Genomic DNA, 12,752 nt, shown 5'->3' with positions numbered 1-12,752 from the left:
GCATTCCACATTTCGATGAATATTGTATTGTCACTATTATACAATGGAATCGAATACACTGCAGAGGAGCTTAAGTATGAATAATTGTGCGAAAACAGGCCTGAGTGTTCCGATACATCCGAAAATTCTTTATTACGGGATGCCGGTCATTCTATTGACTACACTAAATGAGGATTTGACTGTAAATATAAGTCCAATTTCCTCTTCATGGGCTTTGGGAGATCATATTATTCTGGGATTGGGAACCACCGGAAAAGCATTGGAAAATCTGGAGCGGAGCCCGGAATGTGTGATTAATCTGCCTGAAGCCTCCCAGTGGAAGCAGGTAGAGAGTCTGGCCCGCCTGACAGGAAAAAATCCGGTTCCTGCTGAGAAGAAACAGGCCGGATTTCGCTATGAAAAGGATAAATTTGCTTACGCAGGCTTTACTCAGGCCGTATCCACTACGGTTCAGACCGCCAGAATCGCCGAATGCCCGATCCAGATTGAAGCGCGGGTGCAGCATATCCGCATTCCTGAAGGTTCACCGGATTTTGCTATTGTTGAAACGCAGAGCACGCAGGTGCATGTCCATAAGGAACTGGCTGCCGGTGACAATCATATTCATCCGGCAAGCTGGAACCCGCTGATCTATAATTTCCGCCATTATTTTGGATTAAGCACAGAGCTTGGCAAATCATACCGGTCAGAGACGTAAGCTATCCTTCAGCCTCATTAACTGCGTAAACCATCAATGATGTTAAATTTTCTGCGACTGGGAAACACCGTTCTTTTTCTTGGCAATCTCCCGCCGTACAACTGGAGCCACCTCTGTAGCCAGCAGCTCAATCGCGGAGGCCACCTTAGCGTATGGAAGCCCGCCGATATCGAGCTGAGTCATGAAGCGGTTATGGCCGAAGAGCTCGTGCTGGTACAGAATTTTCTCGATAATCTGCTGCGGACTGCCGACAGCCAGTGTGTTGACCGGAGAGACGAAGCGGTCGAAATCACTGCGCGAGACGCGGTATTCCTGTCCAGGCCGTGGGCTGATGGCATTGCGGTAGCTGTAATAATAAGGATAAAAATCGTCCAATGCCTGCTGTGATGTCTTGGCAATATATCCGTGGCTGGTAATGGCAATCTTCAGGTCCTCCGGCGCATGCCCGGCTTCAGCCCCATATTTGCGGTACGTATCCGCAAGGTTCTGGAACGGCTCCGGGCTGCCGCTGAGAATGGCGATAGCCATGCCAACCCCCAGGCGGCCGGCGTTCTCTGCGCTTTCGGCGGAGCCGCCGATGCCAACCCAGAGCGGAAGCTTCTTCTGTAAAGGCCGCGGAGCAATCTCGGCATTGTTCAGCGGCGAACGGAAGGTCCCCTTCCAGTTCATCACTTCCTCCCGGTTCAGCTCCAGCAGCAGCTCCAGATTCTCGTTAAAGAGCTGTTTGTAGTCCTCCAGCTCATAGCCGAACAGCGGGAAGGACTCTAGAAATGCACCGCGGCCGGAGATAATCTCCGCCCGGCCATCCGACAGCAGATCAAGCGTGGCGAAATCCTCGAATACCCGCACCGGATCAATGGTGCTCAGCACGGTGGTCGCGCTGGTCAGCTTGATCCGCTTAGTCACCTGCGAAATGGCAGCCAGCACGACCGGCACCGAGGAAATGACAAAGTCCAGGCGGTGATGCTCACCTACGCCGAACACATCAAGCCCGGCCTCATCGGCCAGCTTGGCTGCGTCCATCACTTCCTTCAAACGCTGCTGTGGGCTGATTTTCTGCCCTGTATGGCAATCAGTTACGATATCTCCCAGCGTATATAGGCCAAATTCAAATTCCGGCACAGTTTCTCTAGCATTGTTATCCATCAGTTCAAACTCCTTATTCTGTAGAATGTTGTATTAGTATCTTCTTCACAGCCTAGCTCGTCCGATGTAAGAAAGAATATAAGGTATTGTAACACAACAACTTACAAAATGTAAGTATATGAATGTAAGTTTGTTAATGAATGTTTGGTGAACTCCGGGCTTCTTTTTTGCTTCCAAGGGAGGTATGATTGAGTTCAGATTAGAAGCATTACCGCAATTTATATTGGGAGGTACTATGGAACAGCAAGGGATTTGGGCGATTGGTATTTTTCTGCTAATATACGGACTGATCATTTCTGAGAAAATTCACCGTACAATTCTCGCTATGCTTGGAGCGCTGGTCATGATTGCGGCAGGGATTGTCAGCCAGGAAACGGCGCTGGAGCATATTGATTTTAATACCCTTGGGCTGCTGGTGGGAATGATGATGATGGTGGGCATTACTGCCGAGACAGGCCTGTTCTCGTACGTCGCGGTAAAAGCAGCCAAGCTGGCCAAAGGAAAGCCGCGGAAAATATTGGTTGCTCTGTTTATTGTCACAGCGCTGGCCTCGGCTTTCCTGGATAACGTTACGACAGTTCTGTTGATGGTACCGATTACCTTTAGCATCACCAGGCAACTGCGCATTAATCCTCTACCTTTTCTACTGTCACAGATCATTGCCTCGAATGTCGGCGGAACGGCGACACTGATTGGCGATCCGCCGAATATTATGATTGGCAGCGCTGTGAAGGAATTGACGTTTATGGCGTTTATCAACAATCTGACACCCGTGATCCTGATCATCATCGTGTCGTATATACCGCTGCTGCTGCTTATGTTCGGCAAGCAAATGAAGTCTTCCCCGGAGCTTCAGCAAAGCATTCTGGAGATGGATGAGCGGGCGATGATCACCGATTATAAGCTGCTGCGCAAGTGTCTTGCGGTGCTGGGGCTTACCATACTTGGCTTTTTTCTTCACCAGGCGGTTCATTTGGAATCGGCGACCGTGGCGCTGGCGGGGGCGTTCCTGCTGCTGCTGTTGACTGGCGGAGAGCACATGCTGGAAAAGGCTTTTAAGAGCGTGGAGTGGGTTACAATATTTTTCTTCATTGGCCTCTTTGTGCTGGTGTCGGGGCTGGTGGAGACTGGTGTGATTGCCGAACTGGCTGCGAAAGCGATGGAGCTTACCGGAGGGAATGTGACGGCGGCTTCCATGCTGATTCTGTGGCTGAGCGCGATAGCCTCCTCCTTCCTGGATAATATTCCCTTTGTGGCGACGATGATTCCTTTGATTCAGGAGATGGGGACGCTGGGGATCAGCAATTTGGAGCCGCTGTGGTGGAGCTTGGCTCTGGGCGCATGCCTGGGCGGGAACGGTACACTGATCGGGGCGAGCGCCAATCTTATTGTAGCCGGTCTAGCTGAAAAAGAAGGGCATCCCATCACATTTATGAAATATTTGAAGGTCGGTTTTCCGTTGATGCTGCTCTCGATTGTTATCTCCAGCGTGTATATCTATCTAAGATATCTGATCTGAACTGGTGCGCGGTGAAATAATGTCTTGCATATGCGTCTCTTTTTGATTAAGATAGCAGAAACTGGTGCACAAGTAGTGCTGGTCCATAATGAAATGACTGTGACGAAGAGAGTAAGCGTGAAAAGCGGATCTTAACAGGGAAGGTGTGCCGGAGACTGAGAGCACCCTCAAGAGACGATTTGCGCTGAAGTTCACTTCCGAGTCGGCCCCTGAAGTACCTGCTGCAGAAGGTATGTGTAGGATGGCCCGCGCTCCGCGTTACCGGGTGTAAGACAGAGTGATCCCTGCCTGGAATAGAATTTTGGTATTCCCGGTATTTGCATAGTCATAGGGGTTCATTTCTAAATAAGGGTGGTACCACGGCTCCTCGTCCCTTGCGACGGGGGCCTTTTTGCGTTTATAAATTTCAAATCAAATTACAAGAGGGAGTGGAAGGTAATGAGCAATGTAGAATTGGATGGTCTGAGAGCCCGCCTGGATGAAATCAACGGGCAACTGCTGGAGCTGATCTCTGAGCGGGCCCAGGTGGTGCAGGAAATTGGAATTGTAAAAGAAAAGCAGGGCGTGCCGAAGTTCGATCCTGAACGCGAAAAGCAGATGCTGGAGAAGCTGGTTGCGAGCAACAAAGGGCCTTTCACAAGCGGAACCATCCGTACCCTTTTCAAGCAAATCTTCTCCGCTTCACTTGATCTGCAGAGTACGGATCACAAGAAATCCTTGCTGGTAGCCCGGAAAAATCATAAAGAGGATACGGTTATCAATCTGCCTGGGAACGTCACCGTTGGCGGATCAGCTTCGCTGATGGTTGCAGGTCCTTGCTCAGTGGAGAGCGAGCTGCAGACCCGCACGGTTGCTGCGGCCTTGCAGAAGGCCGGTGTGAAGGTTATGCGCGGAGGGGCCTTCAAGCCGCGTACCTCCCCTTATGATTTTCAGGGACTCGGGATGGACGGTCTGAGAATTTTGCGGGAAGCGGCCAAGGATCATGGCCTGTTGACGATCAGCGAAATCGTAGACCCCCGGCATATCGAGGAAGCACTCGATTATGTGGATGTAATTCAGGTTGGCGCACGGAATATGCACAATTTCGAACTGCTCAAAGCGGTGGGCGAAGTGAATAAGCCGGTGCTGCTGAAGCGCGGATTGTCCGCAACGCTGGATGAATTCATCCATGCGGCAGAATATATTATGTCCCGCGGCAACATGGAGATCATGCTGATTGAACGCGGTATCCGCACCTATGAGAAAGCGACAAGAAATACGCTCGACATCTCGGCAGTGCCGATTCTCAAGCAGGAGTGTCACCTGCCGGTGCTGGTCGATGTGACCCATTCTACCGGACGCAAGGATATTCTGATTCCTTGTGCCAAGGCCGCGCTTGCCGCAGGAGCCGATGGCATTATGGTGGAAGTGCATCCCGATCCGGCTACCGCGTTGTCCGATGCGGCGCAGCAGCTCAATATCGAGGAGTTCAATACCTTCTTCAATGAAGTGAAGGCCTCTGGACTTTACCACAGCTAATGCTTGCAGACGCGGGTTGAACAGCGGGTATTGAATCTATACATGGCTTTTATTATGAAGCTGTCACAGGAGCTAATAAATAGTTTCTGTGGCAGCTTCTTTCGTGCAAGAAAATTTTGCCGGAGGAAAAAGGAATTTTAAGAATATTGTCGAAATTTTTCGGTTAGAGGGACATTTGTCATTGCGTAATCCTAAAATACCCTACTTTAATAACGCAACTGCCGTGCGCGAAAGGGAAGGCCTCCATGTTTTCTTTTATCCGAAAAAGTCTTATTGCCCGTATCCTCTGTGTCATGACTGCAGTCATTCTATGTATCGCGGCGGGGAACATCGCCATTCAGTGGGCGAACACCGGATCAGCGGTAAAGGGGACGATCAGCAGCTACAACATGAACATCGCCAGCCACTATGTTACGCAGATTGATGCCGGACGCTACAGCGATTTTTTGGCCGAGCCGCAGGAGACAGACCTGTACTGGTCGCTCCGGGATGAACTGGATCAGTTCAGGAAGGCTATCGGTGCCCGTTTTGTGTATTTTGTCAGGATTGATAAAGACAACAAACCGCTCTTGATGATCGACGGCAGACCTAAGGGAGATCCGCTGGCTTCGCCGATCAATGAGCAGACGGATATGCCCGCTGCTGCGGTTGAGGCAGTGCTCGCCGGAGAAAATGCCAGCTCCCCGGTGATCAAGAACCCCGAATATGGCGACTACATATCAGCATTCGTACCGATGAGAGATGCCCAGGGAGCTCTTGTCGGAGCGCTCGGCATTGATACGGATGTCTCAGTTCTCAGTACTGTGACCCGCGATGTCCTGCTCCAAAGCCTGCCGCTCTACGGCATCATCCTCGCCTTATCCTTAGGGGCACTGGGGATCATGGCCTGGTTCATCACCCGGGCCTTGCGTCCGCTGCGTACGATTACGGAAAGTGCGGGCACGATGGCACGGGGGGATCTGGCCGAAGCGGCCCGTATTCTGCATGCCCGTCCGGTCAAGTCACAGGAGGAGATCGGAACGGCTTATCGGGCGATGCTCCGAATGTCGGATGATTTGAATGCAAGGGTGAAGGGAATGGTATCCCATGTGTCCACAGCATATGATTCTCTCTACGGCTCCTCTGAGACATTCGCCAGGAATGCCGATGATGTGCTGCGGATGAGTGAGACTGTTAATAGTAAAATAGGAGATATCTACGCTGGAGCCAGCACTCAGACAGAAGACGCGCAGAGCAGTGCTGCAGCGATGAACGAGATGGCGCAAGGCATCTCGCGGATTTCGGCATCCTCGGCTTTTGTCTCGGAATCGGCAGTAAAAGCGCTGGAGATGGTGGAATCCTCCCAGACGGTTATGAATGAAATGAACCGGCAGATGAAGTCGATCTCCATATCTACCGGGCAGACCCTGGATATGGCGATGTTGCTGCAAGGTTATACGAATGAGATTGAAGGGGCGCTGGTGGAAATAGGTCAGTTCGCGGATCAGACGAAGCTGCTGGCACTGAATGCTTCGATTGAGGCGGCGCGCGCCGGTGAGCACGGGCGGGGCTTCACCGTCGTAGCCGGTGAAGTGCGCAAGCTGGCCGAGGGCTCTGCCGCTTCGGTACAGCGGGTCGCCGATTTGCTGATTCATATCGGCAAAGCGTCGGCAAGCATCGGTACGCAGATGACGGATGCCTCGAAGGAGGTTGGAGAAGGCGTGCGCATGTCATCCGAAGCGGAAGAGGCCCTGCGGGAAGCCTCCACCGCCTTTCGTGAGGTGGCCGGGCAGATCATAGATGTCTCGGCGACGGCGGAGCAGCTCTCCGCAGGCTCGGAAGAGGTGGCTGCAACTGTGGGCAGCATGGCTCATATTGCTGGCGGTGTATCGGAGCAGACCCGGCAGATCCGTGAGCTGACCGATTTTCAATTGGAGAAAATCAAAGAGGTATACGAGGCTTCAACGGTCATCAGTGCGCATGCAAACGACATGCGGGAAGCCATCCGGCAGGTGAGGGTGTAGGCGGGGTTGTCGCTCCATCACAGAAGCTGGCCGCTTTCCAAAGTGTTCTACTATTGGTATGATTACAAGGAATGCGAACATCTACTAATGACTGTCATGGAGGAATTAACAATGAGTGAAACCACACTGGCCGGTATCATTGATCATACGCTGCTGAAGGCGGATGCGCGTAAAGCAGATATCATCAAGCTGGCGGAAGAGGCTAAGACCTATAAATTTGCTTCGGTATGCGTCAACCCGGCCTGGGTATCTACGGCTTATGAAGTTTTGAAGGACACGCCGGAAGTGAAGGTATGTACGGTTATCGGCTTTCCTCTGGGAGCTTCAACACCGGAAACCAAAGCATTTGAGACCACCAATGCCATTTCGAATGGTGCTGGCGAAGTGGATATGGTCATCAATATCGGCGCGCTGAAGGACGGCAACAATGAGCTGGTTAAGCGTGATATCGCTGCTGTTGTTGACGCGGCCCGCGGCAAAGCCTTGACCAAGGTAATTATTGAAACCTGCCTGCTTACTGAGGAAGAAAAGGTCCGCGCCTGCAAGCTTGCCGTAGAGGCCGGAGCCGATTATGTGAAAACCTCGACCGGGTTCTCCACCGGCGGCGCTACGAAGGAAGACATCGCGCTGATGCGCGCGACTGTTGGTCCTGACATCGGCGTCAAGGCATCCGGCGGTGTGCGCAGCGCAGAAGATGCGCTGGTGATGGTTAAAGCGGGTGCAACCCGTATCGGCACCAGCGGCGGCGTAGCCATTGCCAAAGGTGAGCAAAGCCAGAGCAGCTATTAATAACCGCAGAGCAAGTCAGAGAATAGGACTTGGCGGGGGAACGGGCAACTCCGTTTCCCCGTTTTTTACAGAATGGCCAAGAGGTGAGAGTGTGGTGGCGAAGATGGATTTTCCTATGATAGAAACGGACAGGCTTACTCTGAGATTACTGACACTTGATGATAGTGAGGCTGTATTTCGGCATTTTTCCGACGAGGAGGTCACACGCTTCATGGATATCCCTCCCTGCAGAGAGATTCGTGAAGCCATTGAGATTATTCAGTTTCATATCGAAGACACGGGCTGCCGATGGGGGATATTCGATAAGCAGACAGGGCAATTGGCAGGAACCTGCGGGTATCATTGCTGGGTAACGGGCACAGCGGCGAAAGCGGAAATCGGGTTCGATCTATCCAGAGACTATTGGGGCCAAGGATTGATGACTGAAGCACTCCTTCCGGTGATTGAGTTCGGTTATGGGCAGATGGGGCTGGAAATGATTGAGGCAACGGTTGACCCTGGGAATGCAAGATCCATGCGTTTGATGGAGGCTTTAGGCTTTGAGAGAGAAGCGGAGCTTGTAGATGATTTGGTGTATTTTTATTTAAAACACTCATGCCGCGGCGCGAATCACTGAAGAATGGCTCGTTAATTCAGGGCAAATGTTCCGAATTAATGTAAGCGCATCCCTAAAGGCGGGATTTGTGTGAATTCCATCATTTTTTCTAATGTAATAAAACACAGGGGAATAATGAGATTTTTTTCTTTTCAAATGACATAGTTTGTGAGAGAATAGGTACAATTCTTTAGGTGTTAAGGTTTACCATTACTTATTTCAAGGGAGGATAACCCATGTCAGAAGATCGCAAGCTGTCGTTTGAAACGTTAGCCGTTCATGCAGGCCAGGAGATTGACCCAACCACTTTTTCGCGTGCAGTGCCGCTGTACCAGACCACTTCTTATGGATTCCGTGATGCCGAGCATGCAGCTAATTTGTTTGCGCTGAAGGAGTTCGGCAACATCTATACCCGCCTGATGAATCCGACCACCGATGTATTCGAGCAGCGGATTGCCGCACTGGAGGGCGGGGCGGGTGCGCTTGCGACAGCTTCCGGTTCGGCGGCGATTTCCTTCTCCATACTTAATATTGCCGGGGCCGGGGATGAGATTGTCTCCTCTGCCAGCCTGTACGGCGGCACATATAATCTGTTCTCCACTACATTGCCCAAGCTGGGAATCAAGGTGCATTTTGTCGATTCGGATAACCCGGAGAACTTCCGCAGCGCGATCACAGACAAGACGAAGGCGCTCTACGCCGAAACAATCGGCAATCCGCAGGGAAATGTGCTGGATATCGAGGCCGTGGCTGCAATCGCTCATGAGCATGGAATCCCGCTGATTGTAGACAATACCTTCCCAAGTCCGTATCTGCTTCGTCCTATCGAATTCGGGGCAGACATCGTTGTCCATTCGGCGACCAAATTTATTGGCGGGCACGGGACCTCCATCGGTGGAGTCATCGTAGATGGCGGCAAGTTCGATTGGAAAGCCAGCGGCAAATTCCTGGGCTTGACTGAGCCGGACCCGAGCTACCACGGATTAGTATACACGGAGGCCGTAGGGCCGATTGCCTATATCATCAAAGCGCGGGTTCAATTGCTCCGTGATTTGGGCGCGGCGATTTCCCCGTTCAACTCCTGGCTGCTGCTGCAGGGGCTGGAGACCTTGCATCTGCGGCTGGAGCGTCACAGCCAGAATGCGCTGAAGGTGGCCCAGTATTTAGAGCAGCACGAGGCTGTGGAATGGGTCAGCTATGCCGGCTTGCCAAGCCACCCGTCCTATAAGCTCGCTCAGAAGTATTTACCGAAGGGGCAGGGAGCGATTCTCACGTTCGGAATCAAAGGCGGTGCGGCTACCGGTGTCAAGCTGATCGAGAATGTTAAACTGTTCTCCCATTTAGCAAACGTCGGTGATTCCAAATCGCTGATTATCCATCCGGCAAGCACTACCCATCAGCAATTGTCCGACGCGGAGCAAATTGCAGCAGGGGTAACGCCGGAATTGATCCGGTTGTCCATCGGCACGGAATCCATCGACGACATTCTGTATGATCTGGAGCAGGCGATTGCCGCGAGCCAGCAATAGTTTTTGCAGCGGATGTGCTTAGCGGGTTGAGCACATCTAGCTTATACCCCTGGATTGCCGGTTAACAGCAGAATCCTGCTTGCGTAATGCATTGGATTGCATTTGGTTACCAGTTGCTTCAGGTAGCTCGGTCACATCCAGGCTGAACTGTATTTTATGCAAGTAAAAGGGCTGATTTCAGCAGTGGAAGAGAGTTTATTGCACTTCGTACACTTAGATAACGCTCCATTCACGAAAAGAACGCTAACCGCTATTTTTAAATGCACGAAATACAGCTATCTTCAAAAATAAGCGGTTAAGCCACTTTTTAACTGCAGCAAATGCAATTATCGTTCCTGGGCGCACGTTTTCGCACCTATTGTATTGGGGAACATGGTTCACTAGACAGATGCATGCCACTGTCCATATACGGAATGCCTTTTTTACGGTGATGAATCCAGGCAGCTTGAGGTGATCTTCCTCTAAGTGCTGTCTGTTCACCGGAAGAAGGGCGGCGTATAGGGAGAGTGGTCTTTTTTTGCCCTCAGGCCGAAGTGAATGCAGAATATCGCATGACGTGTAAGCATAAGTCTTAGAAAGAAGAGACTATTTGAAGCCTTGGAGTCTTGGGAATTTAGAGCCTTACCGGTTAGAGGTTGGGTATTTACTACTTACTTGGTAACGCTTGCATATTTTGCGGCACAATCCCGTACTTATAATAATGAAGCTTATTCATTTGCCGGGCGGCATGGTAGGCCAAGTGAACACCGGCAGCAATCCTAAGGTAAAAGGTGGGTGCGGTGATGAAGGTTGAACGACAGCAGGATCATAACGGGAGCAATGAGGAGCGCCCGTTCAAGTATCATGCCGGGGATCGGGCAATCGGTGTGGAGATGAGCAAGTCCGCTTCCGTTGCTTCCGCCGCTGCGGAGTTTATTGCTGAAGGAGAGCGGCAGCAGGAGACGGGGCCGCTGAACGCTGCCTATTTCAGACGTCCGGGCGAACGTCCGGCCTTTCTGGTGCTGCGCGAAGGGTGCGGGGAACGGCCGCTCCTTCGGGGGGAAGCCGGTGGTTATCCGGCGGGGCCTTGTCTGATCCGCAGCGAGGAATGGCTGTTGACGCCGGAGCTGGCCGGACTTTATGACAGCTGGTTATCCTGTGAAGACGAAATGCTGGCTGGCCGGATTCTGCAGCGGATCTATTACCGGCTGCGGGCGTCATCCGCCGCATTGCTGGAGTCTGCGGATGGAATCTGGGCCGCAGTCACTCTGCCCTGCACGCCGGAGCTGGCAGCACAGCCGGTAAAGCTGGCTGCGCTGCAGGATGCGTTGCTTGAGGCGCTGTTCGCTGCGGTCGCGGAGAGCCAGCGGCAGGGCAGCGACTGCCGCGTGGACCTGCTGGCGGCGTATCCCGCCAGCGCTGCCGAATTCGCGGCGCAGCGCGAATTCATCGAGGACGTGGCCGAACAGACGCTCGGCCACGCTTACGCGGCGGCGTGCCGCATCGGGGCGATCCTGTCGCCCGATGTAGAGCACGCCGCCGCGGGGGAAATCGCGCGCATCGCCGATTTCCTTGTGCTGGACGGCGCGGCGGGCGAAGCCGCGCCGGAGGAGAGCGCCGCCGGGGGCTTCGCCCAGGCGGCGGAAGCGATCCTGGCCGCCGTGCGGAGCGTGAAGCCGGCGGCGGTAGTGCTCGCCGCGGGGGCACCGGCGGCGCACGCTCTGGCCGATCTGTACCGGATCGGCTTGAGCGGGATCTTTTGCAGCGCGGCCCAGCGGACCGAAGCGCTGCTTATAGCGGCCTGCCTGACCTGGATGGCCCGGCAGGACCAGCCTGATACAGCCGCCGGTGGATGGCAATAACCGGCGGGCCTGCAGATTTGACCTGCGCAACAGGTCAAATCTGCATGGAGTGGGTCAACGGCCTGGTCAGATCAGGCCGGATAGGCGGTTTAAGCTTGAGCATACGTTCGTCCAGGATCAAGAGGCATTTCCCGCTAAGCAAGCGGAACGGTAGTCCACCGGAGACTAACATATTTCTCCAAGAGCATAGCAGCGGGTCTGCGTCCCGCTGCTATGCTTATTTAATTGAATTTGTGATTCTTCTCTCGTTGTAGATGAGGTGAACATAAAGGCGAAGATAAGTTCAAATTCTCCAAAGGTCCAAAGTGCTCAGAAACAACGGTAAAAATACCGTTGTTGAAGCTCCGCTGGCCGATTGTCTGGGAAACAACGGCAAAAAAGCCGTTGTTGAAGCCTCGCCGGCCGATTGTCTGGGAAACAACGGTAAAAATACCGTTGTTGAAGCCCTGCCCGGCCGATTGTCTAGGAAACAACGGCAAAAATGCCGTTGTTGAAGCCCAACTGGCCGGTTCCCCCAAAAACAACGGCAAAAATGCCGTTGTTAAATCCCCCAGTCCATAACTCCTTATACTCACCCCCTAACCTTTCCCGCGCACTTCTCCACCACTTAAGATTTGTCCGTCCTGCACGCTCTACAACCTATGGCCCGAAGCCATTCACTCACTCATTCATTCACTCACCTCAATAATTAGCTGCTGAAGCTTCAATGCCTGAACATTTGGCACAAAAGAGACGGGACAGGCTGGTACGCCTGCACCTATTGTAGACAGCGCGTTATTGTCAGCACTACTGTAATGGCGCTATTGTCAGCACTACTGTAATGGCGCTATTATCAGTACTTCGGTAATATAGAACACCCCCTTAGCGTTGTGCTAATGAATATAAACCCCTCCTCACAAGCCTCTACCTGCAAAATCAACCGAGCCTCAGGCTTTACTTTCCCGGAGAACGTGATATATTAGTAGTATAAGTTGCACTGAGGAAATAAATTTGTACAATGGCAAAAACGATTATCATTCTCATTTACCATGCTGTCCCGGCTGAGCCGGGGCAGCATGTGTCATTTTAGGGGCTGTAATAATGGCTCTCATTCTCAGCAGCACATATCACCTCAC

10 protein-coding genes are annotated in these 12,752 nt (G+C 52.5%); 9 read left to right on the top strand and 1 reads right to left on the bottom strand.

Annotated elements, in window-relative coordinates:
* Positions 1-76 precede the first annotated feature (76 nt).
* A complete protein-coding gene (locus ACX1DY_RS21855) occupies positions 77-697 on the top strand; it encodes a flavin reductase family protein (RefSeq protein ID WP_458966317.1) in 621 nt (206 codons plus the stop codon).
* Between the two features lie 42 nt (positions 698-739).
* On the opposite strand, the gene ACX1DY_RS21850 is transcribed toward ACX1DY_RS21855, so the two are convergent.
* Entirely contained in the window at positions 740-1,843 is a 1,104-nt protein-coding gene (locus tag ACX1DY_RS21850) for an LLM class flavin-dependent oxidoreductase (protein WP_458966316.1), read from the bottom strand.
* A gap of 235 nt (positions 1,844-2,078) precedes the next feature.
* On the opposite strand from ACX1DY_RS21850, the gene ACX1DY_RS21845 reads away from it, so the two are divergent.
* The 8 genes from ACX1DY_RS21845 to ACX1DY_RS21810 all read left to right on the top strand — a co-directional run bounded on the left by ACX1DY_RS21845 (position 2,079) and on the right by ACX1DY_RS21810 (position 12,198).
* Positions 2,079-3,362: an ArsB/NhaD family transporter gene (locus ACX1DY_RS21845; protein WP_458966315.1), complete on the top strand. Its 1,284-nt coding sequence runs from the start codon at positions 2,079-2,081 to the stop codon at positions 3,360-3,362.
* A gap of 438 nt (positions 3,363-3,800) precedes the next feature.
* Positions 3,801-4,880: a bifunctional 3-deoxy-7-phosphoheptulonate synthase/chorismate mutase gene (locus ACX1DY_RS21840; protein ID WP_458966314.1), complete on the top strand. Its 1,080-nt coding sequence runs from the start codon at positions 3,801-3,803 to the stop codon at positions 4,878-4,880.
* 245 nt (positions 4,881-5,125) lie between these two features.
* The gene (locus tag ACX1DY_RS21835; RefSeq protein ID WP_458966313.1) at positions 5,126-6,883 is read left to right on the top strand and encodes a methyl-accepting chemotaxis protein; all 1,758 of its coding nucleotides are present in this window, start codon (positions 5,126-5,128) and stop codon (positions 6,881-6,883) included.
* Between the two features lie 111 nt (positions 6,884-6,994).
* Complete coding sequence (gene deoC / locus ACX1DY_RS21830; protein ID WP_458966312.1) at positions 6,995-7,672, top strand: deoxyribose-phosphate aldolase; 678 nt, start codon at positions 6,995-6,997, stop codon at positions 7,670-7,672.
* A gap of 103 nt (positions 7,673-7,775) precedes the next feature.
* Positions 7,776-8,288, top strand: a complete 513-nt coding sequence (locus ACX1DY_RS21825) for a GNAT family N-acetyltransferase (protein WP_458966377.1) — start codon at positions 7,776-7,778, stop codon at positions 8,286-8,288.
* Between the two features lie 215 nt (positions 8,289-8,503).
* The gene (locus ACX1DY_RS21820) at positions 8,504-9,796 is read left to right on the top strand and encodes a homocysteine synthase (protein ID WP_458966311.1); all 1,293 of its coding nucleotides are present in this window, start codon (positions 8,504-8,506) and stop codon (positions 9,794-9,796) included.
* Between the two features lie 782 nt (positions 9,797-10,578).
* On the top strand, positions 10,579-11,637 hold the full coding sequence (locus ACX1DY_RS21815; RefSeq protein WP_458966310.1) for a hypothetical protein: 1,059 nt from the start codon (positions 10,579-10,581) through the stop codon (positions 11,635-11,637).
* Between the two features lie 333 nt (positions 11,638-11,970).
* Complete coding sequence (locus tag ACX1DY_RS21810) at positions 11,971-12,198, top strand: hypothetical protein (RefSeq protein ID WP_458966309.1); 228 nt, start codon at positions 11,971-11,973, stop codon at positions 12,196-12,198.
* Positions 12,199-12,752: the final 554 nt, after the last annotated feature.

It is taken from the genome of Paenibacillus sp. BAC0078 (assembly GCF_054483875.1).
Note: the sequence above shows the minus strand (reverse complement) of the source record. Positions and strands in the feature narration are given on the sequence as shown.

Bases quoted from the DNA above. Each gene is read 5' to 3' on its own strand.
- ACX1DY_RS21845 (WP_458966315.1), top strand. From the start codon at position 2,079: ATGGAACAGCAAGGGATTTGGGCGATTGGTATTTTTCTGCTAATATAC.
- ACX1DY_RS21815 (WP_458966310.1), top strand. From the start codon at position 10,579: ATGAAGGTTGAACGACAGCAGGATCATAACGGGAGCAATGAGGAGCGC.
- deoC (WP_458966312.1), top strand. From the start codon at position 6,995: ATGAGTGAAACCACACTGGCCGGTATCATTGATCATACGCTGCTGAAG.
- ACX1DY_RS21840 (WP_458966314.1), top strand. From the start codon at position 3,801: ATGAGCAATGTAGAATTGGATGGTCTGAGAGCCCGCCTGGATGAAATC.
- ACX1DY_RS21850 (WP_458966316.1), bottom strand. From the start codon at position 1,843: ATGGATAACAATGCTAGAGAAACTGTGCCGGAATTTGAATTTGGCCTA.
- ACX1DY_RS21825 (WP_458966377.1), top strand. From the start codon at position 7,776: ATGGATTTTCCTATGATAGAAACGGACAGGCTTACTCTGAGATTACTG.
- ACX1DY_RS21835 (WP_458966313.1), top strand. From the start codon at position 5,126: ATGTTTTCTTTTATCCGAAAAAGTCTTATTGCCCGTATCCTCTGTGTC.
- ACX1DY_RS21855 (WP_458966317.1), top strand. From the start codon at position 77: ATGAATAATTGTGCGAAAACAGGCCTGAGTGTTCCGATACATCCGAAA.
- ACX1DY_RS21820 (WP_458966311.1), top strand. From the start codon at position 8,504: ATGTCAGAAGATCGCAAGCTGTCGTTTGAAACGTTAGCCGTTCATGCA.